The sequence below is a fragment of the Enterobacter cloacae complex sp. 2024EL-00711 genome (assembly GCF_047529885.1).
Classification (GTDB): domain Bacteria; phylum Pseudomonadota; class Gammaproteobacteria; order Enterobacterales; family Enterobacteriaceae; genus Enterobacter; species Enterobacter ludwigii.
Genome location: NZ_JBLIZC010000004.1, coordinates 417,770 through 442,178 on the forward strand (window position 1 = coordinate 417,770; position 24,409 = coordinate 442,178).

General features: G+C 51.6%; 21 protein-coding genes. 15 read left to right on the plus strand and 6 right to left on the minus strand.

Going from position 1 to position 24,409, the window contains the following annotated elements:
* Positions 1-10 precede the first annotated feature (10 nt).
* The 3 genes from tauA to mmuP all read right to left on the minus strand — a co-directional run bounded on the left by tauA (position 11) and on the right by mmuP (position 3,489).
* Positions 11-973: a taurine ABC transporter substrate-binding protein gene (tauA, locus tag ACMVME_RS14365; RefSeq protein ID WP_014168800.1), complete on the minus strand. Its 963-nt coding sequence runs from the start codon at positions 971-973 to the stop codon at positions 11-13.
* A gap of 196 nt (positions 974-1,169) precedes the next feature.
* Positions 1,170-2,102, minus strand: coding sequence for a homocysteine S-methyltransferase (gene mmuM, locus ACMVME_RS14370; protein ID WP_047355623.1), 933 nt, complete (start codon positions 2,100-2,102; stop codon positions 1,170-1,172).
* Positions 2,089-3,489 (minus strand): S-methylmethionine permease, encoded by a 1,401-nt coding sequence (gene mmuP / locus ACMVME_RS14375; RefSeq protein ID WP_025205021.1) that lies wholly within the window; start codon positions 3,487-3,489, stop codon positions 2,089-2,091. The genes mmuM and mmuP overlap by 14 nt, the downstream gene beginning before the upstream one ends.
* A gap of 336 nt (positions 3,490-3,825) precedes the next feature.
* Between mmuP and ACMVME_RS14380 the strand changes: the two genes are divergently transcribed.
* From ACMVME_RS14380 to ACMVME_RS14425, 10 genes are all read left to right on the plus strand, one after another.
* Positions 3,826-4,935, plus strand: coding sequence for an AI-2E family transporter (locus ACMVME_RS14380; RefSeq protein WP_020885256.1), 1,110 nt, complete (start codon positions 3,826-3,828; stop codon positions 4,933-4,935).
* Positions 4,936-5,055: 120 nt separating this feature from the next.
* Positions 5,056-6,840: a diguanylate cyclase gene (locus tag ACMVME_RS14385; protein WP_414743451.1), complete on the plus strand. Its 1,785-nt coding sequence runs from the start codon at positions 5,056-5,058 to the stop codon at positions 6,838-6,840.
* A 448-nt stretch (positions 6,841-7,288) separates the two neighbouring features.
* Positions 7,289-7,849: a fimbrial protein gene (locus ACMVME_RS14390; RefSeq protein WP_014168795.1), complete on the plus strand. Its 561-nt coding sequence runs from the start codon at positions 7,289-7,291 to the stop codon at positions 7,847-7,849.
* Positions 7,850-7,886: 37 nt separating this feature from the next.
* On the plus strand, positions 7,887-8,594 hold the full coding sequence (locus tag ACMVME_RS14395) for a molecular chaperone (RefSeq protein WP_032681589.1): 708 nt from the start codon (positions 7,887-7,889) through the stop codon (positions 8,592-8,594).
* Between the two features lie 33 nt (positions 8,595-8,627).
* The gene (locus ACMVME_RS14400) at positions 8,628-11,132 is read left to right on the plus strand and encodes a fimbria/pilus outer membrane usher protein (RefSeq protein ID WP_251858834.1); all 2,505 of its coding nucleotides are present in this window, start codon (positions 8,628-8,630) and stop codon (positions 11,130-11,132) included.
* A 24-nt stretch (positions 11,133-11,156) separates the two neighbouring features.
* Complete coding sequence (locus ACMVME_RS14405; protein WP_153853048.1) at positions 11,157-12,329, plus strand: fimbrial protein; 1,173 nt, start codon at positions 11,157-11,159, stop codon at positions 12,327-12,329.
* 28 nt (positions 12,330-12,357) lie between these two features.
* Positions 12,358-13,545 carry an HD domain-containing phosphohydrolase gene (locus tag ACMVME_RS14410; RefSeq protein WP_025205028.1) on the plus strand — a complete coding sequence of 396 codons (1,188 nt, stop codon included), beginning with the start codon at positions 12,358-12,360 and terminating at the stop codon, positions 13,543-13,545.
* Between the two features lie 17 nt (positions 13,546-13,562).
* Positions 13,563-14,342 (plus strand): winged helix-turn-helix domain-containing protein, encoded by a 780-nt coding sequence (locus ACMVME_RS14415; protein ID WP_014168790.1) that lies wholly within the window; start codon positions 13,563-13,565, stop codon positions 14,340-14,342.
* On the plus strand, positions 14,339-14,818 hold the full coding sequence (locus tag ACMVME_RS14420) for a hypothetical protein (RefSeq protein ID WP_014168789.1): 480 nt from the start codon (positions 14,339-14,341) through the stop codon (positions 14,816-14,818). Before ACMVME_RS14415 ends, ACMVME_RS14420 begins: the two co-directional genes overlap by 4 nt.
* Positions 14,819-14,908: 90 nt before the next feature.
* Positions 14,909-15,523: a Crp/Fnr family transcriptional regulator gene (locus ACMVME_RS14425; protein ID WP_333053833.1), complete on the plus strand. Its 615-nt coding sequence runs from the start codon at positions 14,909-14,911 to the stop codon at positions 15,521-15,523.
* Positions 15,524-15,576: 53 nt separating this feature from the next.
* On the opposite strand, the gene ACMVME_RS14430 is transcribed toward ACMVME_RS14425, so the two are convergent.
* The gene (locus ACMVME_RS14430; RefSeq protein WP_032681595.1) at positions 15,577-16,197 is read right to left on the minus strand and encodes a LysE family translocator; all 621 of its coding nucleotides are present in this window, start codon (positions 16,195-16,197) and stop codon (positions 15,577-15,579) included.
* 261 nt (positions 16,198-16,458) lie between these two features.
* Here ACMVME_RS14430 and ACMVME_RS14435 point away from each other — a divergent pair, with 261 nt between their 5' ends.
* The gene (locus ACMVME_RS14435) at positions 16,459-17,295 is read left to right on the plus strand and encodes an alpha/beta fold hydrolase (protein WP_032681596.1); all 837 of its coding nucleotides are present in this window, start codon (positions 16,459-16,461) and stop codon (positions 17,293-17,295) included.
* 105 nt (positions 17,296-17,400) lie between these two features.
* Here ACMVME_RS14435 and ACMVME_RS14440 read toward each other — a convergent pair whose 3' ends face one another.
* On the minus strand, positions 17,401-18,297 hold the full coding sequence (locus ACMVME_RS14440) for a LysR family transcriptional regulator (protein ID WP_032681597.1): 897 nt from the start codon (positions 18,295-18,297) through the stop codon (positions 17,401-17,403).
* A 97-nt stretch (positions 18,298-18,394) separates the two neighbouring features.
* Between ACMVME_RS14440 and ACMVME_RS14445 the strand changes: the two genes are divergently transcribed.
* Together ACMVME_RS14445 and ACMVME_RS14450 are read left to right on the plus strand one after the other, a co-directional pair.
* Positions 18,395-19,189 (plus strand): SDR family NAD(P)-dependent oxidoreductase, encoded by a 795-nt coding sequence (locus ACMVME_RS14445; protein WP_032681599.1) that lies wholly within the window; start codon positions 18,395-18,397, stop codon positions 19,187-19,189.
* A gap of 68 nt (positions 19,190-19,257) precedes the next feature.
* Complete coding sequence (locus ACMVME_RS14450; protein WP_068795174.1) at positions 19,258-20,472, plus strand: L-dopachrome tautomerase-related protein; 1,215 nt, start codon at positions 19,258-19,260, stop codon at positions 20,470-20,472.
* 404 nt (positions 20,473-20,876) lie between these two features.
* Here ACMVME_RS14450 and ACMVME_RS14455 read toward each other — a convergent pair whose 3' ends face one another.
* The gene (locus ACMVME_RS14455; protein ID WP_414743452.1) at positions 20,877-21,236 is read right to left on the minus strand and encodes a LecA/PA-IL family lectin; all 360 of its coding nucleotides are present in this window, start codon (positions 21,234-21,236) and stop codon (positions 20,877-20,879) included.
* A gap of 785 nt (positions 21,237-22,021) precedes the next feature.
* Between ACMVME_RS14455 and ACMVME_RS14460 the strand changes: the two genes are divergently transcribed.
* Together ACMVME_RS14460 and ACMVME_RS14465 are read left to right on the plus strand one after the other, a co-directional pair.
* Positions 22,022-22,786: a LecA/PA-IL family lectin gene (locus tag ACMVME_RS14460; RefSeq protein ID WP_063156359.1), complete on the plus strand. Its 765-nt coding sequence runs from the start codon at positions 22,022-22,024 to the stop codon at positions 22,784-22,786.
* A gap of 87 nt (positions 22,787-22,873) precedes the next feature.
* Positions 22,874-24,256, plus strand: a complete 1,383-nt coding sequence (locus ACMVME_RS14465; protein WP_251858836.1) for a carbohydrate binding domain-containing protein — start codon at positions 22,874-22,876, stop codon at positions 24,254-24,256.
* Positions 24,257-24,409: the final 153 nt, after the last annotated feature.

A 24,409-nucleotide genomic window follows, 5' to 3' on the forward strand; every position in this document is an offset into this window, starting at 1 on the left:
CGCTTCCCCCTTATTTCACAAAGCGATCGGTCACGTACTGGCTGTAATCTGTCGCCACCGCAGGCACTTTGCCCTGCTCTTTCAGAAACGTAGCGGTATCGACAATCGCTTTATTGACCGGCCCATTGAGCTGCTGGACCTGTTGTGCAGGCGTGAGATAGGTATTGCCTTTCACCAGCCCCGGCACGTCCGCTTCCGGAACGCCGCTCAGGCGCGACAGTTTTTCCAGATTGCCCGTCTCTTTCAGCCACGCATCGGGGTTGCTGAGATAAGGCTGTTGGGCGTCAATGGCGCTTTTAGCAAACGCCTTCACCACATCAGGGTGTTTCTCCGCGAAGTCTTTACGCACGACCCACACGTCGAGCGTCGGCGCCCCCCACTGCCCCACCTGTTCGGAATCGGTCAGCACGGTGCCGTCTTTTTCCAGCTCATTCACGGCAGGTGCCCAGACGTAAGCGCCGTCGATATCCCCACGCTGCCAGGCGGCAATAATTGCGGGTGGCTGCAGGTTGATGATCTGCACCTGGCCCGGCTTGATGCCCCAGTGTTTGAGCGCCGCCAGCAGGCTGTAATGGGTGGTGGAGATAAACGGCACGGCGATGCGCTTGCCAATCAGATCTTCCGGCCGGGTGATGTTTTTCTTCACGACCAGGGCTTCAGAATTCCCGAGCTGTGACGCCAGCAGGAAAACCTCAACAGGCACCTGCTGGCTGGCAGCCACCGCCAGCGGACTGGAACCGATATTGCCAATCTGCACATCGCCGGACGCTAATGCGCGCACGACGGCCGCCCCGCTGTCGAATTTACGCCAGTCCACCTTCGCGCCGCTTTCTTTGGCGAAAGTGTTATCCGCCTGCGCAACTTTTGCCGGTTCCGCAGAGGTTTGATACGCGACGGTAACGTCTACCGCCTGTGCCTGAAATGCCCACAGCGCCAGCGCGCCGAGAAGTGTAATTCGCGATGAAATTGCCATTGTGACTGCTCCCCTTGTTGTTATGAGGGCAGTATTTCCGGCGCAGGAATTTTGATAAAGGAATAAAAAAGAATCGTTAATTCCGATTCGTTTTTAGAAAAAAAGTGGCAAAGGATAGTGAATTTTGTGGGGTTTATTCTGGCTCCCTCTCCCGACGGGAGAGGGATGAGGTGAATGCATCAGGCGACACACAACATCAGCGCTGCGCCTTTAGCTCCGCAATGTCTTTCGGCGTGGTCCGGCAACATCCTCCAATCAACTTCGCCCCGGCCGCCAGCCACTGGGGTAAATAGCCCGCCAGCGTTTCGCAGGCTTCGCCATGGTGATGCCAGGTTTTGGTCACGGCGTCATAATGCTCCCCCGAATTCGGGTAGACCACCAGCGGCAGTGCGGTAAGGCTGTGAAGATGTTTCAGTGCCGCGGTGGTATTTTCCAGCGCGATACAGTTGATCCCCAGCGCCACAATTTGCGGATAGCGTTCCAGCGCAGAAATCACATCGCGCAGCGGCGTGCCGTCGCTGAGGTGCTCGCTGTCACGCAGGGTAAACGAGAACCATCCCCGGGCCCGGGGATACTCGGCCAGAAGCGCCGCCAGCGCCTTGATTTCAGCAAAGGATGGCAGCGTTTCGCAGGCCAGCAGATCTGCCCCGGCATCCAGCAGCGCTTCCACGCGCGGGCGATGGAAATCGGTAAACGCTTCTGCGCTTCGCACGTAGTCACCGCGATACTCAGAACCATCCGCCAGGTATGCACCATACGGCCCAACCGATCCCGCGACCAGCAGCGTGCCTGCATGAGGGTTTTCCGCGAGATACGCTTCGCGCGCCTTACGCGCCAGCTCCACACTTTTGCCAATCAGCGCGCGGGATTGCGCCTCATCCAGGCCTCGTGCGGCAAACCCCGCAGGCGTGGCCTGATAGCTGGCGGTGATCGCCACCTGCGCTCCCGCCCGGTAGTAGTCCAGATGAACGTCGCGGATAAGATCCGGGTTTTCAACCAGCACTTTGGCAGACCACAGGCTGTCTGCAAGATTACAACCGCGCGCTTCCAGTTCCGTCGCCATCGCGCCATCCAGCACCACAAATGGCTGTTTTTCAAGGATGGCGGTAAGCGGATTATTCTGCGACATGTTCAGGCTCCTGCGATGTCATGTTTCGGGTCAGGTAGTAGGCACCATAACACAGGGCAACAAACGGAAGCCCGCAATAAAGGGCAATACGCTGACTCGGGTCAAACGCCAAACCAACACAGGCCACCACGCAGAGGATAAAGCCAAGCACCGGCACCAGCGGATACCACGGCGCGCGATACTGCAGAGCGGAAAGCGGCTGACCAGACTGAAGATGGCGACGACGGAAGACAAAATGCGACGCGCAGATGCTGATCCAGACCGCCACCACAGCAAAGCCTGAGATGGCGGACAGTGCGACAAACACCGTGTCCGGTGCCACCACGCTTGAGAACAGCGCCAGTACGCCGCCAAGCATTGAAACAGAAATCGCCGTCATGGGTACGCCGTTTTTATTAACGCGCGCAAAGCAACGCGGCAGCGTTTTTTCATTCGAGAGTGACCAGAGCATGCGGCCAGAAGCGTACAGGCCCGAGTTCGCCGCCGACAGGATGGCTGTCAGGATCACGAAGTTAAAAATATCAGCCGCGTACGGAATACCGACCTTTTCGAACACCAGTACAAACGGACTTTTTTCCACGCCCGCCTGATGCATCGGGATCAGCGCGGCCAGCACAAATACGGTACCAATAAAGAAGATGATCAGCCGGGCAATGGTGGTGCGAATGGCAACCGGAATCACCTTGTGCGGATTTTCCGTCTCACCCGCCGCGATACCGATAAGCTCTGTCCCGGAGAAGGCGAAGTTCACCGCGACCATGGTCATCAGGATGGGCAGGCCGCCGTGCGGGAACCAGCCTTCGGCGGTAAGGTTGGTTAAGCCCGGCGCGGGAGAACCGTCCTGCATCGGGATAAAGCCAAACACCGCAGCACCGCCAAGAATAATAAAGGCAATAATGGTGATGACTTTCACCAGCGAGAACCAGAACTCGCCTTCGGCAAAGAAGCGCGTGGAGATGACGTTAAGGCCGAAGATCACCACGCAGAACACCACGCACCACGTCCAGACGGGCACCTGCGGGAACCAGTACTGCATACAGAACCCGGCGGCGGTAAAGCTCGACCCGAGCGCCACCGTCCAGGTAAGCCAGTAAAGCCACGCCACGGTATAGCCTGTAGCCGGGCCAAGATAGCGGGCGGCATAGACGTGAAACGCGCCGGTTTCCGGCATCGCAACGGAAAGTTCGCCCAGACACTGCATCACCAGCCAGACCACCAGCGCGCCAATCAGGTACGCCAGCAGCGTTCCCGCGGCCCCGGTCGTTGAAATGATATAACCAGTATTGAAGAATAGCCCTGTCCCAATGACCCCACCCAGCGAGAGCATAATCAGGTGGCGTGTTTTCATGGTGCGCTTAAGCTGCCCATTTTCTTGTTGTGTTTGCATATTACCTTCTATACGTATGGACATCTAAACATCCAAAGAAGGTGTGTTATACCGCGATTGTTAAGAAAAAGCTAGACGACCAGACGTAATCGGGCGCGCCGCGCGCTGAGTCTGGGGTGGGTTGTGAGGATCACATACAGGAACGGACGCCAGGCCATAAGCACCTCCGCAAGCAGATACTTACAGCATGGCGCGGACCCTGACGTTCTTCGGTCAGTCGAAAGTGGTATCCGTAAGGAGCGGGTTCATACGCGGGATTTTACAGTGGCGCAATTCTTGGTAAATCCCTCAATCAGTTCTATAGTCGACACAGTTTCATCGTTACAGGATCAACTGATGCGCTTTAACGGACTGACCAAAGGTTTCTTTATCTTCATACTCGCCCTTGTCACCTGGGCTTTCTTCGACGTGCTCTCCCCCTACTTCTCCGCGATTTTATGGGCAGCCATTCTTACCGTTATCTTTAACCCGGTAAAAAACAAGCTGCGCGCGGCGATGGGCGATCGCAACGGACTGGCTTCGCTGTTAACCATCGGCATTATCTGCCTCATCGTCTTTATCCCGTTGATGGTGATCTTTTCATCGCTCGCCATTGAACTGAACGTGGTGTACACCAAGCTGCAAGCGAACAACACCCAATTCCCGGAAGTGGTGGCGAGCATCTTTAACCACCTGCCAGGCTGGGCCAGCGGCTTCCTTGCGGACCACAACCTGACGAACGCGGCACAGATCCAGAAAAAACTCTCCGATGTGGCCCTGCAGGGCGGACAGTATCTGGCCGGCAGCGCGTTTCTGATTGGTAAAGGGACGTTTGGCTTTGCGATCAGCTTCGGCATCATGCTTTATCTGCTGTTCTTCCTGCTGAAAGATGGTCCGTATCTGGTACGCCAGATCCTTGATTCGCTTCCTCTGTCTGATTTTGCCAAACAGCATCTGTTCGCCAAATTCGTCGGCGTCTCGCGGGCAACGGTAAAAGGTACGGCGGTAGTGGCGGTGGTTCAGGGCACGCTCGGCGGGATTGCATTTGCCATCGCTGGCATTGACGGTAGCGTACTCTGGGGCGCGCTGATGGCGTTCCTTTCGCTGGTTCCGGCCGTCGGCTCGGCCATTGTCTGGGTGCCGGCCGCCATCTTCCTGTTCGCCACGCATCAGCTCTGGCAGGGTCTCTTTATCGTTGGCTTCTTCGTCATCATTGTCGGGCTGGTGGACAATATCCTGCGTCCATTGCTGGTGGGGAAAGACACAAAAATGCCGGACTACCTGATCCTCATCTCAACCCTTGGCGGGATGGAGCTGTACGGCATTAATGGCTTTGTTATTGGGCCGCTGATCGCCGCGCTGTTCATCGCCTGCTGGAACCTGTTCTCCGGTCGCGATCACGCGGGTAACGCCGAAGAGCTGGATGCGGATTTCATCGAGGAAGGAAAAAACCCTCCAGATTTGTGATGATATGACGATAAAGACCACACCAGGCGGCACTGTGCCGCCTTTTTTTTCGCCTTAAATCAAACGTTTTCTATAATTTGAAAGAACGCCATCCTTCTCATGTCGTAAAAGGATCCACAGGTGCGAATCGCAACGATAACTAACTGGGCCTATGGTGCCACGGTCTGCCTGACCCTTGTCTCAGGCATCATCATGCTGATGGCATCCAATGCCGACACCGTGGAACGTCACGCCGTTGAACAGCGGCAGCGCTTTGATGAGCTGACGGAGGATATTGAAACCGACGCCTGGGCGCAGTCCGATTTAGCCCGCCTGTACGTGATAAAAAAAGATCCGCAAACCCTCAGACAATACAGCCAGTCAGAGAACAACCTGAAAAATGTCGAACTGAGGCTGGATAAACTGCGCGATAACGGCGCGTCCGATGAGGAGCTGTCCCTGCTGCGGGAAGGTCTCAAGATTATCGATGAGCTACAGGATGAACAGCAGACGGCCCTGACCAGTACAGAGCGGGGAGAAGATGCTCAGGCCATTGCCCTGCTTTATGGTGCCCCCTATGAGCAGGCGCTGGAACGCGCACAAAACCAGATTGATTACTTTCGCCAGATCCTCGACAAGCGGGTGATTGCGTCCGTGCAGGATGCCACCAAAAAATCGAAAGCGCTGCGTACGGCCTCTGAACTGATGGTTGGCCTGACCGCCCTGCTGTTTCTGTTTGTCCTGGGCTTTATCCTGAAACGTCGCGTGCTGCGCCCCGTGGTGCGTCTGAGCGACGTGGTACACCGTCTGGCGTCGCAGGATTACGCCGTCGAAACGCCGAATTTTAATCAGATTGATGAGATTGGCGATATGGCGCAGGCGATCCGTATTTTTCGTGAAAACGGCCTTGCCCGGCAACGGCTGGAAAAAGAGCGCGACGCCGACTGGGCTGTCCGCGAACTGCTGGCCCGCATGACGCAGCGGCTGCAAGGGTGTGAGAACTTTACCGATGTTATCAACGTGGCGGAGATGTTTGCCCCCAATATCGCCCCGGGGGTCCCTGGCCGGCTCTATGTCCTTGACCGCGATCCCTGGCAGATGCGCTGCGTTGCCCAGTGGCTCTCCCCCACGGGAGAGGAGATGACGTTTCATCCTGACGAATGCTGGGCAGTAAGGCGTGGTCAGAGCCATCCCCCGTTCAGCGGTAAGCCGGATATCGCCTGCTATCATCTGCCGGAATCACTGGCGTATCGTTCGCTGTGCGTGCCGCTTATTGCCCAGGGCGAGGCCATTGGTCTGCTCTCATTCCAGAATATCACCGCGGAAAATGCCCCTGCCCGTGCTTATCTCGAACTGATGGCCGAAGCGCTCGGTCTGGCGCTGGCAAACCAGCGGCTACGCGATGCGTTGCTTGAAAAAGCATTGTTCGACCCGCTGACCGGCTTGCGTAATCGCCATCATCTGGAAGATACGCTTCATACCCAAATGACACAGGCCATTCGTAACGGCGAACCCCTGAGTTGCATGATGATCGATATCGATCACTTCAAGAGCATTAATGACCGGTTTGGCCATGAAGCGGGTGATCAGGTTATTAAAAGCGTATCCAGCATTGTGAAACGGGCGGTCCGTGAGAATGGCCTGGCGTTTCGCTTTGGCGGAGAGGAGTTTTTAATACTCCTGCCAGGGGTAAATGAAGAGGTTGCCTTTACCTTCGCAAACGAGATTTTTGACGCCGTTCACGCGTTAACGGTGCGCAGTGGACTGACCGAAATCGGTCCAGTTGATGTCTCTATCGGAATCGCCAGCTACCCTCAGCATGCCGAAAGCGACAACCTGTTACGCGCGGCAGATGTTGCCTTATACCGTGCGAAGGAATTAGGGCGTTCTCGTATCGTCAGTTTTAGTACGCTCGAAGTTGAATAGTTAAAAAAAGAGACTGTTATCCCTCCTGGCAGTGTCTTTTCCCCTTCTTTGTCTTCCCTGAAACAGCGTGCTTCATTGCCGTACTTGTTTTGGTAATGTTAATTTCGTTTCAATATTGTAACTCACTGTGCAGAGTAATGTTTCTATGCCTGTCCAGGATCCTTGCAAAGATCGTCATATGACGATTTTGAGCACGTCTTTAAACAGGAAATCGTTTCTCTACCTCCCCTCCAGTCCCTCAACCAAAAGAACATAAACCTATATAAAAATTAAAAACCAGTCATTTAAATTTAAAAAATCAATTTAAACGATATTTGCGTTTACCAAACTGCGCATTAAATGGTTTTATATCCCGACCAAAAGAGTGGGTAAAACAGTGTTCCGAAACGCTGTTTCCCCACCCTGGAAGTACCAGGTACATCGAAAATGAAAAAACGGGATATAAAACATGTTCAATAAGACATTAATCGCAGCGGCTATCATGTTTTCTGGTGCAGCAATGGCGGCAGAAAGCACGGGTGTCGCAGGTGGCACAATTACCTTTAACGGTTCAGTATCAGATACAACCTGTGATGTGACGACCAACAATGGTTCTGATTTCACCGTCAATCTGTCTCCGATTACGCTTACCGATATGGGGAAAACCGCGGGCATCGTGACGGCTAACGAAAAAGACTTCACCATGAGCCTGAAAAACTGCACAGCGGCAGACGAAGGCACCAAAACCCTCAAAATCACCTTCACCAGCAGCAACCTGTCTGACGACGGTAAATACCTGAAAAACTACAGCGAAGGCGGCGCAGAAGGTGTGGGTATCACCCTGACATCCGATGGCAAGACTGCCGTACCGTTTGATACCGCCTTCAATACCGGCCTCACGTCGGATGATGTTTCCAGCACCGACGGTATTACGCTGACCATGCATGCGAACTACTACAACTTTGGCGGTGCTTCTGTCACCACCGGTAAAGTCGTTACCGACGCAACTTACTCTTTTAGCTACGATTAATACCTCCACCGGGGAGCAATCCCCGGTTTTAAACATCATGAAAAAATTAATAATCTTTCTCATCGGGGCTGTCGCCTCGCAGATGGCTTTTGCCAGTGTCGTGATTAATCAGACTCGCGTCATTTATCCGGCAGCGGCGAAATTCGTTTCCGTACAGCTGGTTAATGACAGTGATAAAACGCATCTGGTGCAATCCTGGCTGGATGAGGGTGATGCTTCCGCTGCGCCTGAAAAGGTCAAAGTGCCCTTCTCCCTTATGCCGCCTGTCGTAAAAATGGAGGCGCACAGTGGGCAAACCCTGAAGGTCGCCGCAATGAATACCCAGTCACTGCCAACGGATCGGGAAAGCGTATTCTGGCTGAACGTACTGGACGTGCCTCCGGTACCGGAAGGTGGAGCTGATAATTATCTCCAGGTCGCTATTCGCAACCGCATCAAAGTTTTTTATCGTCCAATGTCTCTGGAAGAACTGGACAGCTCGGTTATTGAAAAAGTCACCCTTTCCACCTCTGGCGATCGTGTGTGCCTTAAAAACAACTCCCCTTATTACCTGACCATTCCGCAAATCGTGACCTGGCAAGGTGGGCAGTTAAAACAGGCCAGAAAAGATAATTTACTGAACGATACCGCCTTTATTCCTCCGTTTGGTTGTGCGCTGGTTCCCGACAAAATCCATGCGGGTAATCAGTACCGAATCACCTGGCTTGATGATTTCGGCGCCAAGAGATTCAGCACCCTCCACTGATCGCAGACAGTACTCATGCCAGGTTCAATTTTGATGAAGAACAGATCGCTGTTTCGAAAAAGCCTGCTGGTTCATTCCATCAGCCTCGCCTTGTGCTCGTTTAGTGCATACGGTGAGACATTCAACAGTAGCCTGCTGGTCGGTAATTCAGCGGATATGGACTGGAGTAATAACCAGTTGGTCATGACGCCAGGGACTTACGATCTCGACGTTTACGTCAACAACGTCTGGCGTGGAAAATTCACCTTAACGGTCGCCAATGACGATCGGGGTACCGTACATATTCATAAAGAAGATGCCACGCAACTGTCTATTCAGGAACTGGATGATGCTATCGCGAATGCTCACTCCGACATGATTGACATTAATACGTTACTCCACGGAGGTAAAAGCAAGCTGGTACCGGGAGAGTTGCGTCTGGATCTGGAAGTTCCGCAAGCCTTTGTGAAAACTGACAGCCAAAACTGGGTGGCACCGCAGAAATGGGATCAGGGGATTAACGGTCTTTATACCAATTACAACGTTAACTATTACAACTTCCATGGACTGAGTGAAAGGTATACAAATAGCGATAATTTTTATCTTTCACTGAACAGCGGGCTGAATTTTTCAGGCTGGCATTTACTCGATAATTCCACCTGGATGCGTTACAGCAATCCGGGAAAAAGTTATTGGGTCAATACCACACGCTATGTCGAAAAACCGATTGTGGCTATCGAATCGCTCATGCGTGTCGGGCGGGCGTATACCGCCTCTGATTACTTTGATACCGTGAGATTCCGCGGCCTGACGCTCACGAAGAGCCGGCAGATGTTGCCCGACAGCGAACGTGTTTATATGCCTGTCATCACCGGGATCGCCACCAGTTCCGCGGTCGTGAGCGTGTTTCAGGACGGCCATATTATTCATCAGTTATCCGTGCCCGCCGGCCCCTTTGCAATTCGGGATTTAATGCCGACCGGTTCACGTGGCGATCTGACCGTGGAAGTAAAAAATAATGGCGGAAGTACCGAGCGCTTTGCCGTTCCATTTTCCTCTTTACCAGACATGCTCCGACCGGGCACCAGTGATTATCAGTTCAATATCGGTGAAGTGGACATGCGCGGTATTAACGACCATAGCCGCTTTGCCCAGTTTAGCTATTCACGCGGTATTAATAATTACGTTACCGCGACTGCCGGGAGCATCTGGAATGCTGACTATCAATCTGTATTGCTTGGGGGTGCCATATCTTTACCCTACGCGGGCTCGTTGTCTGGATCTCTTGAAGAGTCACAGTATCGCCTGCCGGGAGAGGAGCGGCGCCGCGGAGAAAAATACGCCCTTTCATGGAGTAAGTATTTTCCAACACGAACTAACCTGACGCTCGCATCGTATTATTACCGAACGCAGAACTATGCCTCCTTCAGCGATTTTGTCCTGACCCGATCCAATATTCAGGATTATGGCGGAACAGGCTCCTCGACGGTTAACAGCAAACAGGCATTCAGCGCCAATATCATTCAACCCCTGTCAGATGATTTCGGCCGTCTTTCGCTTTCAGCATACTGGCGTGACTACTGGCGCGGGCAAAAAACCAGCCGCCAGTATAACCTGACGTGGAGCAATGCCTGGCACAGCGTAAATTACGCCGTATCACTGCGCCGTTCCGAAGTGACGCAGTCCTACTACGACTATGAAACAAATTATGAGGGTGATGTCGTCACTTCGTTGCGCACGCGTGGAAACACTGAGAACAATCTCTATTTTTCCGTCACCGTTCCGATGTCCCTCTTCGGCAGCGGTGGGAGCATCGCAACCCACGCCAGCGTGCAGAAAGGTCGATATGCGTCTTCAGACGTCAGCCTGAGCGGTAATTCCCACGATGTCGATTACAGCCTGATGCTGGCCCATGATAACGAGGGGGACTCCCGTTCGGCGGATCTCTATACCAACTGGAAAAACAGTGTGACCAGCCTTAACACCGGCCTGACCGTCGCCCGTGAATATCGCCAGACCAGCCTTGGTGCGAGCGGCAATCTGCTTGCGTGGCGTGGAGGGGTCATTGCCTCCCCGAATAATGGGCGAAACTTTGTGATCCTTGAGGCACCCGGCGTGGAAAATGCCGTGGTCAACGGCGATTCATCGACCCGTACAAACCAGCACGGTATCGCACTGGTGACCAGCGCAACGCCTTACCGGCAGAATAATTTTCATCTCGAGCAGGATGGGACAAAAAGCAGCGACGTTGATTTACAGGGTAATTTGCTGAATATCGCCCCGTATGAAGGCAGCATTACGTATCTGAAATACAAAACGGATACGCGGAAATTATTCACCCTGGAAGTTCAGGATACGAAAGGTGAACAGTTACCGTTTGGCGCATTTGTTTCAGATAGCGGTCATAACGAATTGGGATATGTAGCACAGGGAAGCCAGATTTTTATTAAATCCGATACGATGCCTGATTCTCTGCATATCGATATCAGCAAAGGCAAGGTAAAAAAAACCTGTGTCATTGCACAGCCCAATGAACATGCCGTCAATATCTGCCGGTAATCTAAAACGAGTATTAATACGATCATGAGTAAGTCTTTTTATCTCATCATAGCCGTATTCGCCCTGATATTTTTACCAGGATTTTCCGCACTGGCTCAACCCCAGTCCAGAGGCCTTACTGGCGATACGTGCAGAAATAGCGGCATTTTATTTAAAAACGTGGCAGAAGCGGATAAATCGCTGAATCTCTCATCGGAGTTTCTGACATCCAATGTCGTAGAAAGAACCTATACGACAAGCTGGTCTGGCAGCATGACCTGTACCTATGGCAATGTCGGGATTGGTGGTGTATTGCAGGATCATCTTTATTATTTCACCGGGTTTAATAATAACCCCGTGTATCTCAATTTTAACAGCGCTGATGGCGAAAACAGCTACTGGATTAAAGTGACGGCACAAATCACCGGCACAACAAAAGTGACTGTCAGCGGGATTGTGGGCATCCACTCCCTCGCCTATCCAACACAATATACATTGCGCGCAGAGCTTTTAAACACGCCGCCCACCGGGGTCGCAGCCTACACCAAGACGACCACTAATGGTGCACTCAGCGTTATACCGGCGGTAATGAGCGGTACGGGGAGCGGAGCGGATTCACCCTTGTTATCCAGTAAAACCTATGCCTACCGCGCGTGGGACAATATGATGACCGACACCTCGCGCAAAAGCTGGAATACCGATTATTTTCTCGCTTACGAGAAAGTTACTATTCAGTTTGAACCGAAAGAAACCACCTGCAACATGACCCATGACATGACGGTTAAGCTCCCCCCCGCCTCGCTGAGGACATTAAAAATAAATGGTAAAGCTAACGGTGCCGATTTTACCATACCGTTTAAGTGCGGGAATCTGGCGGGAGTCAAAACTGCCACCCGTAATATCAAGGCCTGGATATCCAGTAATGACCTGGTTACTACCGACAGCACTTACCAGGTCATGGTTAATGATGAGACTACCGCTGGCGGCGTGGGCATTGCGCTTCGCAGTCGTTATTTCCTTGGCGAACATGAGGAGATAAAAATCTCCAGCAGCAATAATATGGAACATGCAACACAAATATTAGACATTGCAAAAGATGATAACATCCAGGATATACAATATATTTATTTGCATGCCTATTACAAAGTCTACAACGCATCAGCGCTCTCGACCGGAACGGTGGTAGCAACCGCACAAATTATGTTTGGTTACGATTAATTATTTTAGTATTTAGCTCAGGGTTTCCATGAATATATCTGTTCAAACCGTGCTTAACTTATTACATCGAATTATTTATCCGGTCTCTGCTGACCTGGTAAATCATTTGCAACGCACGGCAATCATCACCTGGTATTTAAGCCATCAGGCAGGACTTGATCACTCCGGAATCAAGACGGCCTTTCTGGCCGGCATGCTTCATGATATTGGTGCACTCAGTAAAGATCGCGCACACATCATGCCGGGAGGTGATGGCTTTCAGGATGGCCATGAACAGTTGGGTGGGTCAATGACGGCGGGCATTCGTTTTCTGCAGCCGGTGACCGCCATTCTGGAAAATCATCACAGCGAATGGTCAATATCAGACAACAATACGCTCCCTCTGGTACATCATCTGGTGCATATGGCCGATACGTTCGAACTGTTCCTGCGCGAGGTTAAAGGCGATTTTGTCGCACAGCGCGAGGATATCCTGGCCCGCTTCTTTGCACGGCCTGAGCAGTGGCCTGATGTGCTTTCGAATGCCCTGTATGAATCGAGTCGCCAGGATGGCTTCTGGTTCAGGCTCTGTAACCCGGCACAAGACCAGGTGCTTAATGCCATTAGCCCTCTGCAACACGACATGCTCGATCATCATGACTTTCTTGAAGTGTGCCAGCTGATTTCAAAAATTGTCGATAAATACAGCAGCTTCACCCGCACTCACAGCGCCAGCGTGGCCCATGTGGCGGCCCGTCTGGCTGCACTTTATGGCTATGACCGCGATATGCAGGAAAAAATCTGCATTGCAGGTTATTTACATGACATCGGCAAGCTCTTTACGCCGCTCGCTATTCTCGAAAAACACGGCAAGCTTGAAGATCATGAATACGCCCGTATGAAGCAGCACAGCTACAAAACGCTGGTCATGCTACACCCTATTACCGAACTCGGCAGCATCGTGGATTGGGCAGCCAACCATCATGAACGTCTGGATGGCAGCGGTTATCCTTTCCGGCTAGGCGCCGCGTCGCTGGATATTCCGTCACGAATTCTGGCCGTAGCGGATGTTTTTACCGCAATGACAGAGAACCGTCCCTACCGACGAGGAATGGACAGCGATAAAGCCATGAGTATTCTTCGTGAAGAGGCCGCAAATTATCGTCTGGACTGGGACATTGTGACATTGCTGGGCCATAATATTAATTCTGTTAAACCGCTCGTTGCGAAGTGTTAACGCCCTAAGAATAAATAATGAAATATTTGATTGCCCATACAGTTGTCTACGATACGGAAAGTGGTGAACTCACTATTCCAGGCGCTGAGGCACCTGAAGGCAAAAAACTGACAAACACGGCGAATCGTATTCTCTCGTTGCTGATTGCAACGCCGGGAGCCGTTCTTGAACGTCAGTATCTGCTGGAACAGGTGTGGGAGTCCGCAGGACATACCAGTTCCAGCTCCTCACTTAATCAGTATGTGAGTATTTTACGTAAGACCCTGACCTCCCTGACAGATATTGAAGAAACGATTATTGTTGTTCCCAAAGTGGGCTTTTTCTTTTCTTCTGATATTGATGTGCAGATTATAGACACCACTGAAGGTGTCACTAAACTCGAGAATATTAGCCCTCGCCGGGTCAGAAAGAAAAGATTCCCACAGCGATATATATGGGCAACAGTCGGTATTGTTGTGCTGCTAATAGCCAATATCTGGGTCTGGCGCAAGGAACAGCCAAATCAGCGATATGACGAACTCACGATGATTGGCCATCTCGGGAAGTGTAGCGTCAACACTTTTGAACATCTTTCTGGTGATATGCGAAAGCATTTGATTGACGTGTTGCTTTCTGCTCAGCCCAGTCTCAAAGAGAAATGTGCGTTGCATGCAGCTCAACTGATGGTGAATATACAGCCGAACGTGTTTTATGGTAGCCGCGGGAGAATTTTTTACGCTTTTTGTCCCATGGACTCAGAAAACAACACGTTGATCTATTGCGAAAACCATTATGCATTTAACTGGGAAATGAAATGAAAAACGCACTGGTATTCGCGACGATAATAACTGTACTTACAGGCACGCTTCTCTGGGGTATTATTGTACGTCCATCAACGTATATAAACGATCGCTGCTTTGCGAATTTCTCCTATAAAGATGGTTCAAATGACCAACCGTTTACATTTTCAGGAAATGTTGCCTTTGAATTTTCCGAGGATAAAACAGGTCAATCTAATTTATACGGCGACATAGATTACCAGGGCAAAAATTACACCTTTTCCCGCTACGTAAAGTTTAAGTACCTTAATACCTCCAGCAATGCGTATACGGTGAAGATCCTCAAGCAGGAAAAGCTGGCACATGATAACACGCCCGAAAATCTGTCCTCTCTGGCTATTAAAGTATTCTTTTTAAGCGGCGAGCATTCCATGTATATGAAAAAACATGGCGACAGTTTTATCACTATCGGTAATACGCTGTCGCCCGTGATGAATTGTGTTATCCAGTCATAAAGATAGTTTGATGATCGCATGGAAGATATTGTGTCGACAAAAAAGAAAACATCCCGGTGTGTCAGTTGCTCAGAATGCGGTTTTGCTGACGTGTGTCAGGCCTATCTTTTTGACCGCCAGGAATCCCTGTTTATCCACGATCTGGCGCGTGGTAAACGTATATCGAAAAATGCCTTTATTTATCAAAGCGGCACCCCGGTAAGTGCGCTCTATGCCCTGAGAAGCGGCGTGGCTAAAATTTACGATACGCAGCAGATTCTTCAGGGGATCCTGCTGCCGGGGCAAATTTTTGGTGCAGAAGAACTCTTCACCAGCCAGCATCAATATAGCGTGCAGGCTGCTACAGACGTGGAAATCTGTGAGCTAAAAAAAACGCATTTTTATGAGATAAGCCAGCTAACCAGCACGTTCACCCACTTTATCATTCGTATACTCTCCCGTTCAGCCAGAGAAAAACAGTTGTTTATTAACGTACTGGTGAAGAGCGACGGTTTACAGAAGGTCAGTGATTTTATCCAGCTTATCGCGGATATCCGAAAAGAGTATGGCTTTGAGCACCGCGCGATTGAACTGCCGCTCACTAAAAAAGAACTGGCGCAATTACTGGGTATTTCCCAGTCGACACTGGCGCGTGCGCTGGCGGCGCTGGTTGAGCAGCAGAGGGTCTTAATGAATAAAAAAGAAATTACCTTATTACACTACTGAGCGTTTCCATGGCGTGTTGTCAGAAGCCACCCGATATTACGGGTGGCGCTTAATTAGCGCTTACTCATGGCCAGCCTGGCAGCAAACAGCAGAAACACTACGCCGGTCGTTCTGTCCATCCATTTAACGACCGCGGGCTTTTTCAATACTTCTGCCGCATAGCCGGTTGCGATAATTAACGTTAACGACCAGAGCGTGCCAATAAGCACATGAATACTCACGAGCAAAAATGTCCACACAAACGGTGAATGACCTGCTGGAATAAATTGCGGCAGGAAAGAAACGTAGAAGATACCCATTTTAGGGTTTAGCACGTTACCCAACATGCCACGTAAAAAACCGTTGCTGCTGCGGGCATTACCGTCAGAGGAAAGCGAGAACTGCTGACGCGGGCGTAACAATAACTGGAGGCCCAGCCAGCAGAGATAGAAGGCCCCACACCACTTTAAAAAGGAATACGCGAATTCGGAGACAGCCAGTAGAGCTCCCAGGCCGAAGGCGACCAGCGCGCCCCAGATAAAGCAACCCGTATCAATACCCAGCGCGACGTGAATTGCTTTTTTACTGCCATCCGCAGCGGCAGTGCGGAGAATTAACGCGGTATCCAGCCCGGGAGTCAGGGTCAACAGCGTGGCAGCGAGAGTGTAAGCAAGAAGGGCATCGGTGACAGTCATGGTGCTACTCCGAAAACACAGAGCGTATTGGAAAGTTAACATTGCTGCAACACCAAAAAGAGGGGGTACAGATACTCTTCTTCCCAGAATCTGCGTCGTGTTTTATCCGGCTTACGGGTTATGCAGAGGTAACTTCAGGTAAGGCGTAACTGATTTTATTCATCGGTGAACTCGATTATACGTTACGGGTAACAAGGCGTAGTTTTAATACCGCTAGTTCAAGGCTATATGCCACAGGATATCAATACAGGAGTAACAACTATGCCATATGTAACCACACAGGACGGGGTAAGTATTTATTTTAAAGACTGGGGCGATAAATCAGCGCAACCCATCATGTTTCACCATGGGTGGCCGCTGAGCGCAGATGACTGGGATAATCAGATGCTATTTTTCCTCGCCCACGGTTATCGCGTTATTGCTACGGACCGCCGCGGTCATGGCCGCTCAGACCAGGTGAGCCACGGGCATGATATGGACCATTATGCATCTGATGTTAACGCCGTCGTTGAGCATCTGGATCTGAAGAATGTTATCCATGTAGGCCACTCCACCGGTGGAGGACAGGTTGCTCGCTATGTTTCAAGATTCGGACAACCTCAGGGACGCGTATCAAAAGCGGTTCTCATCAGCTCCGTCCCTCCCCTCATGGTAAAAACTGACGCCAACCCAGACGGAACGCCGATTGAGGTCTTCAATGATTTCAGAAAGGCACTTGCCGCTAACCGCGCCCAGTTCTATCTGGATGTCGCCTCAGGTCCTTTCTACGGTTTTAACCGATCCGGTGCAGCAATCTCTCAGGGCACAATTCAAAACTGGTGGCGCCAGGGTATGAACGGCGGTGCGATTGCTCATTATGAGGGTATTAAGGCATTCTCAGAGACAGACCAAACTGAAGATCTTAAACAGATTTCTGTACCTGTTCTGGTCATGCAGGGCGATGACGATCAGGTCGTCCCCTATAAGAATGCAGCGATTATGCAGGACAAACTCCTGAAAAATAGTCAGTTAATTATTTATCCTGGTTTCCCTCACGGAATGCACACCACCCATGCTGATGTTATAAACTCAGATATACTGGCATTCATTAAGAAATAAAATCATTACCAGCATTATTCAGGGTAGCTATTCAGCTATCCTGAATTACGTTTTAATGCCATCCCTCCACCGCATTAAACCCCCTATCAGCGCCCCAACATGTCGTTATTGCGTGGTCAGGAGATCAATCATCGCGCGGGTGGCAGCGGACTGGCGCCGGTGTGGCGCGAAGATCACCGAGAACGGCCGCGAGCGTCCGCGAAGGTGAGGAAGCACCTCCACCAGCTGACCGCGCTGTATCCTGTCCTGGACGATAAATTCATAGCTCTGGCAAATCCCCATACCGTGTTCAGCCAGGGAGACGACGCCAAGCACATCATCCGATGTTTCGATAGGTGAAACGGGTAGCCAGTCCACATCGCGTTCGTCTTCCCGAAACACCCACGGAGCGATGCGACCGGTGCGCGGCAAAATAAACGGCAGACACATGTGTCGGTGCAAATCATCCAGCGTTTGCGGAGTCCCCATCCTGTGAAGGTACGCGGGTGATGCGACCAGCAGCAAAGCGGCATCCTCCAGTTTACGCGCGACTAAACCACTGTCGGGCATCTGACCCAAACGAATCGCCAGATCGAACCCTTCAGCAATCAGGTCGACGTTGCGGTTGGTGATGTTCAGATCCACCTGAACGCGCGGGTAGTGTTGGGAGAATCGCGCCAGCAAGGGCGGCAGGCGATAGTGCCCGTAGGTTGTCGGTACACTCATGCGCACGCGTCCGGTCAGGTCGCCTTCCTGGCCCTGCCCATTACGTTCAGCTTCATCCAGCAGGGAAAAAGCAGATCGCGCCTGCTCCAGATAAACTCGCCCTGCCTCGGTCAGGCCTACCCGACGGGTGGTTCGCTGTAAAAGCTGTCGTCCCAGACGCGTCTCAAGGCGAGAAACCGCACGACTCAACACCGAGGGCGTGGTGGACAGGGCGACGGCAGCAGCAGTAAATGAGCCGTGTTCAACGACAGCGATGAAGACCTCAACATCGCCAAGATAATCGAATTTTCTGCTCATTATGCTCTTTCAGGAACAAATGTTTTTCAATTCCGCTAATTTATCTCCAGTTGGGCGATGAGTAAAGTGTGCGCATTCATCACCAGAGGGTAAAATCATGGATCTTCAACTCACCGGTAAGACAGCACTCGTTACTGGCGCAACCGCGGGGATTGGTTTGGCCATCGCCCGCACGCTGGCGCGCGAAGGCGTGGCCGTCACCATTACTGGTCGTGACCACGCGAAATTGCAAAACGCCGTGGCAGACATTACCGCCGCTCAGCCTCAGGCGCAGGTCACCGCCATCGTTGCCGACCTGGGAAACGCTGAGGGGGCAAAAGCCCTGATCGCGGCCTGCCCTGACACCGATATTGTCATCAACAACCTGGGCTTTTATGAAGCCCGAGACTTCGCCGACATCACCGATGATGAGTGGCTGAACATGTTCAACATCAATGTCATGTCCGGCGTTCGCCTGTCACGGCATTACTTCCCGCGCATGCTGGAACGCAACTGGGGCCGGGTGATATTTATGTCGAGCGAAGTCGGCGCGTTCACGCCGCCAGACATGGTGCATTACGGCGTCAGTAAGTCGGCGCAACTCGCCGTTTCGCGCGGTATGGCCGAACTCACGAAGGGGACGGGCGTTACGGTCAACAGCGTACTGCCTTCAGCGACCCGCTCCGACGGCATTATCGAATACCTGCGCCAGACCGCGCCTGCACCGGGTATGACCGACCAGGAGATCGAAGCGAATTTCTTCCAGACCTACCGCCCCAGCTCTCTTATCGCGCGAATGATCGATGCTGATGAGATAGCCGCGATGGTCGCGCTGCTGGCAAGCCCGTTGGGCGCTGCCTCTAACGGTGCTGCGGTGCGCGTCGAAGGCGGCACCTTCCGCTCCATTCTTTAATACAGCAGCCGTCATGACCTGAGGGGAATCAGTGTCCCCTGCTTTCCCCTATTTACCGGAGCATAGAAATGTTCAAACGTACCCGTAATATGTCCGCCATCGCGATGGCAATGTTGTTCTCTTTTGCGAGCGTAGCCAGCGCAGCGAACCAGGCCCCTCTTGAGCGCTGGCGCAGCTATACCGGCGTAACCTGGAATACGCCTGAGAAGGGGGAAACGCCGACGCCGTTTTCCGGCTCGGTTAACGCGCCCATCGCAGGCATCCACTTTGATGCAAAGGGAAGAGCCTTTGTCAGTACCCCTCGACTGGTTTCAGCCGGTGCGCCCGCGACGTTAAGTATTCTTGATACGACCGTGCAGACCGGACCGGCGCGCCTCACGGCATTTCCGTCCCGCGAGGGTAATGCCGTGGAAACCGCTCCCGACCAGAACCTGCGTAACGTGCTTGGCTTCTATATTGACCGTAAGAATGGCTGGCTGTGGGCCCTGGATATGGGGTTCGTCGCGGGAGAAGCGGAATCCCCCGTGGGTTCGCAGAAACTGATGGTGCTGGATCTGAATACCGGCCGCACGATCAAACGCATTCCACTGGATGGCGTGGCAGATCGCAAGGCGAGCTTCCTCAATGATGTGGTTGTTGATGAAACGCGCCGTGTCGCTTACATCTCCGACAGCGGCTCGCGCAGTGCGCCTGAGAACCGCGTCGGTCTTATCATCGCCGATTTCGCAACCGGCACTGCCCGACGCGTGCTCGACCGTCATCCAGACCTGCAGATTGAGCCGGGTGTGAAAGTCGTCTCGCACGGGGCTGAAGTCTGGCCAGGTCATCCATTACTGATTGGCATCAACGGTATTGCGCTGTCTCCGGATACCGGCACGCTCTACTGGACGGTGACGACAGGGACCCATGCGTTTGCGGTACCGACTGACATTCTGCGAAAGCCTGGTGCTGACGATGCGCAGATTGCGGCGCAGATCCGGGATCTTGGTTCGGTGGGAGGCAATACCGACGGTATCGTGACCGATGCCAAAGGCAACCTCTATATCACCGATGTGACACACAACGGTATTGTCAGGTATAAACCGAAGAGCGGCTCAATGACCCTGATGGCGTCAAACGACGGCGTACACTGGCCGGACACGCCGGCCATCAATCCGGACGGGGATCTGATCTTTACCTCCAGCAGCCTGAACGACCATTTTGCTGGCGCGGTCAAACCTGGCCTGGAGCGCTATGACGTATGGCGTTTACCCCTGAAGGCGTTGCAGGATAAGCGCCAGTAACGCGACTGCGCATGCTCAGCACTGGAAACACTACACGCTCACAGGGACTCTCCTTGTGGGCGTGTACATTACTGACGCCGGTGTATGCGAGATAACCGGTGCAGCCAGAAGCAAACGGGCAATGACAGCAACAGAAAAAGGCAAAATGCGGCCAGGAATGCATCCGTTGTAGTAAAATGCAGGACTGAAGCCGCCAGTCCCCCTGCGATTCCACTGAGCACTATCAGGCCAAAAAACACCCACCCGGTAGAGTACCAGAGAATATTGTTGATTAGTCTTCTTATCATCTGCTGAGTTCTGCGAATAATATTGGAATGAATAAGATATCGGTTTGAGAACGCCGGACATAATCCCTGCCGCCATATCAATGGGGCTGAAATCGCTGTATCCGAAACGACCCGTTCTTACCGGTATACATTGACGCTGAAACTGCCGGTATTATCAGAGTATCCAGCCTCTGTATCGGCAATATACAGATGCAGGGTACCGCTCTGGGGAGTCGCCCATTTGTATACTCCACCGCCTATATCATAACCTTTGCCAGAGGTATCAAATCTCGCCTTCAGCACCTTATCATTGCAGGTAATGAGTCCTTCTTTCACCCTGCCATCCGGCACCGCCAGCGCAAATTCTTCTTTACCGTATTTAATCCAGCCAGAGGCCATTATCGTTATCTCATCACCGGCATTCAGTTGCAGGACTGTATTAATACCGGCAGGAATATTTGCAGGAACTTCTCCGGACCATTCTGGCTTAGCCGTCATGCTATTCTCCTTTATCAAACTTCATTAACATTACATTTGATGCGTGCTTTGCATCAATCAAAGACAAAACTCCCCTGCATGTGACAGACATCACATTTATTATTCATAACGTTTCATCATGGATGCATATGAATATATTTATCCTTTCCAGACTTATGTCGAAAGAATAATGCGATTTCTTTTTTTACGCTGCGATTTATATAAATACACCGACACAACCAACAACTAAGACACTGATTTATAATTGATTTTAATGTTAACTATAGGAGTAATCGCACTTTTAATCATGACTGTAATTATACCTTTAGTAAATTAATTATCTTACCTGACAGGCGGTAATAATAGGTACACAAAGCAGTGAGAGGGCGCATTACAGCACCGCCTGCCGTGATATCCGCCCAATAAAAAACCTCTACCTCTCAACTTAATTTCTCACCTCCACGACGGAAAAGGAATGGGTTAACAAGTATCCACTTAATTACCATGCCTATTACTTTTTTGGTTTCAACATATACCTCTCACTCACACGCATTACCGCTCTGGAGTAACAAAACACAGCATGAGATTAATCCTAATATTTAATTCGCAGAACTGCAGCAGACGGGAGACGAACGAAAATCATCAGCATCATTTCCATAATATTATTTGCTGAGCGGCATATCTGTTTATATTCTGATTGTGAATGCCGTACCCCTTAGTAACAAAAACATTATCTGTAGGCTATTTATTACCTCATACCACTGACAAGCTGGACGCTCTACGCTGTCACGATTACGGAGAATTATATGACTGTTTCACCTGCATGGTCGGGCAATATTGATGCAACTGCTGACACGGGTATTAATACCGGACTTAAACTAAAAACCGGGCAAAAAATCAGTATTATTGCGGAAGGATGGATTAAATACGGTAAGGAAGACTACGCCCTGGCATCGCCATACGGCAGGCTAAAAGAGGGCTTTGTCTTACGGAACGATAAGGTGCTGAAAGCCCGATTCAGTGCATCCGGAAAAAGCTATGACATTGGCAGTGGTGTTTACCAGTGGTCGGTACCGGAAGACGGCGAGCTGATTCTCGTGGTCAGTGACTCTTCACATCGCGACAACAGCGGCGCTTTCAGCGCGGTTGTGTATATCGCTGAAGACGAAAAGAAAGCGGCGGCTCAAAAGGCGGACTGGAAAGGTCATGTTCCCGCAACGCGCAGTGACTGGACCCACACCGGCGTATCCGTGAGCAAAGGGGACAAGGTGATGCTGATTGCAGCCGGTACCGCTCAGTACGACAGCCGCGGTCGCAGCTTTGGACCTGACGGCGACAGCCAGCATCCGTCAGCGCAAAAACCGGATCCCACTTTTGTCCTGCCAGAAGCACTGGCGGGGAAATTACTGATCAAAGCGGGTGAGCATATTTACGGTATCGGAAGCGGCGGTAGCGACTGGGAAGTCCCTGCTGATGGCGAAATTTCATTCATTTTTAACGATACAAATGTTGCGTCTGAATACGCCAATAATACGGGAGGCTATGACGTCAGGTTTGTTGTGCTCGGTTGAAATGCCCGCAGGGAGGCAACGTGCCATTCACGGCCTTCCCTGCCGGTTCACTGGAAAACAAAAATGAACGTTAATGGAGCCCCTGATATGAGCATTATGGACAATAAAAAAGTTGATTTGGTTTTCATCATCGACAGCAGTCTTTCAATGAAGGATGAAGCGGAAGCGCTCTGTGCAAAACTTGAGAGCGCCATTGAGGAGGCCAGAAAAGCCTGCCCTTCGGATTTACGAACTGATTTTCTGGGCATCGAAGGCGTTTTTGCCGGCACCAAATTTAATAAAACGGTCCGTCAGTTCCTGACGAGCGAGGCCGGTGCTAACCCGTCCGCCCTGAAAGGCAGAGAGTATGTCAAAGAGGGGAACCCCGCTCAGGAAGATGTGGCGCCTGCTGCGGAGGACGTTATCCGTCATTACAACTGGCGTGACGGCGCTGAAAAGAATGTTTTTGTGCTGGGAGACGAAAGTCTGAAAGGCGGGGAGATGACCCTGGATGCGGACCGCATCAAAGCCTGCGATGATGCCATTGCCACCGCCCTGGAGTACGGTGTCAAAATCCACTCCTATCTGGGCACGCCTCATGTCTCATTACCTTATCCCACCCCAGATGATGAGAAAGCCATGGTTCGGGAATACAAGCGCCTGGCGCTTCGTACGGGTGGTGAGCATTATATCTACACCTCCGGCATTGCCGATTTTGCCTCGGTTTTAAAAAGCACCATTTGCGCCAGTAAGGCCACGCAACACGACAGCGTGGCGAACAAAAAAGAAGAAGCAGATGCGCTGGAAGGTAAAACGCCAGCGAAGACGCCTGGTAATGGCAGCGATCTGTGCGCACAGGCCCCTGAGATTGTCCGGGCGGTGAATACGCTTGCTGATGTGCTTAAGAACCTGATTGACGCTTGCGCCAGCGACTGTGGTTGCAAAGAGAAAACGCCCCCTTGCCCGTGTCAGGAACATCACAACAAACCGGTGCCCCCCTCCTCACCCCCCGCTGCGCCGGACACTGCCCCTGTCAGTCCCGAACCAACACCATTCCTGGATGAGAGTAAGTTTACGAATAATCATCTGAATAACTGGCAATTTGGACCGGCAACGCCTGAGCATGAGTTTTACTCAGAAGGTGGCGCGACCATGATTCGTTTTCCGACCACCAATGTTAAAGGCCGGACACACAATGGTGTGCTGCTTTATAAACATTATTCGGAACTCCAGCCGGGGAAACGCTATCGCTTCAGCCTTCAGGCTCGCAGGGATAATGACTACAAGGTGATACCCGAACTGTCACTGCGGGTGGCAGGCCAGGATATTACCTCGGTTACAGCTCTTTCCGTGAAAGGCGAGTGGGTCACGCTGTCAGGTGAGTTTACGGCGGCGCAGGGCGATAATGTGCTGGAAATTTTCAGCCATAAAGCCAGCGGCGATGGTAACGATTTCAGCATTACTGGAATCACAGTAAAATCCGTCGATTGATTTTGTTACGCTGACTTCATTTCAGATATGAAGTGATGCCGGTTTGGCTACGCGTTGGTTAAACCAGGCATCACTGCTTAGCCAGTGTGCGTCACGCTTGAGATAATATTGGTCTGGCCCGGAAATACACGGTGGGCATGATTACCCTCGTCG

Coding starts and splice junctions, on each gene's coding strand:
- mmuP (WP_025205021.1), bottom strand. CDS start 3,489: ATGCAAACACAACAAGAAAATGGGCAGCTTAAGCGCACCATGAAAACA.
- ACMVME_RS14400 (WP_251858834.1), top strand. CDS start 8,628: ATGAAGAACAGATCGCTGTTTCGAAAAAGCCTGCTGGTTCATTCCATC.
- ACMVME_RS14415 (WP_014168790.1), top strand. CDS start 13,563: ATGAAATATTTGATTGCCCATACAGTTGTCTACGATACGGAAAGTGGT.
- tauA (WP_014168800.1), bottom strand. CDS start 973: ATGGCAATTTCATCGCGAATTACACTTCTCGGCGCGCTGGCGCTGTGG.
- ACMVME_RS14410 (WP_025205028.1), top strand. CDS start 12,358: ATGAATATATCTGTTCAAACCGTGCTTAACTTATTACATCGAATTATT.
- ACMVME_RS14395 (WP_032681589.1), top strand. CDS start 7,887: ATGAAAAAATTAATAATCTTTCTCATCGGGGCTGTCGCCTCGCAGATG.
- mmuM (WP_047355623.1), bottom strand. CDS start 2,102: ATGTCGCAGAATAATCCGCTTACCGCCATCCTTGAAAAACAGCCATTT.
- ACMVME_RS14420 (WP_014168789.1), top strand. CDS start 14,339: ATGAAAAACGCACTGGTATTCGCGACGATAATAACTGTACTTACAGGC.
- ACMVME_RS14430 (WP_032681595.1), bottom strand. CDS start 16,197: ATGACTGTCACCGATGCCCTTCTTGCTTACACTCTCGCTGCCACGCTG.
- ACMVME_RS14460 (WP_063156359.1), top strand. CDS start 22,022: ATGACTGTTTCACCTGCATGGTCGGGCAATATTGATGCAACTGCTGAC.
- ACMVME_RS14455 (WP_414743452.1), bottom strand. CDS start 21,236: ATGACGGCTAAGCCAGAATGGTCCGGAGAAGTTCCTGCAAATATTCCT.
- ACMVME_RS14450 (WP_068795174.1), top strand. CDS start 19,258: ATGTTCAAACGTACCCGTAATATGTCCGCCATCGCGATGGCAATGTTG.
- ACMVME_RS14465 (WP_251858836.1), top strand. CDS start 22,874: ATGAGCATTATGGACAATAAAAAAGTTGATTTGGTTTTCATCATCGAC.
- ACMVME_RS14380 (WP_020885256.1), top strand. CDS start 3,826: ATGCGCTTTAACGGACTGACCAAAGGTTTCTTTATCTTCATACTCGCC.
- ACMVME_RS14440 (WP_032681597.1), bottom strand. CDS start 18,297: ATGAGCAGAAAATTCGATTATCTTGGCGATGTTGAGGTCTTCATCGCT.
- ACMVME_RS14390 (WP_014168795.1), top strand. CDS start 7,289: ATGTTCAATAAGACATTAATCGCAGCGGCTATCATGTTTTCTGGTGCA.
- ACMVME_RS14445 (WP_032681599.1), top strand. CDS start 18,395: ATGGATCTTCAACTCACCGGTAAGACAGCACTCGTTACTGGCGCAACC.
- ACMVME_RS14405 (WP_153853048.1), top strand. CDS start 11,157: ATGAGTAAGTCTTTTTATCTCATCATAGCCGTATTCGCCCTGATATTT.
- ACMVME_RS14435 (WP_032681596.1), top strand. CDS start 16,459: ATGCCATATGTAACCACACAGGACGGGGTAAGTATTTATTTTAAAGAC.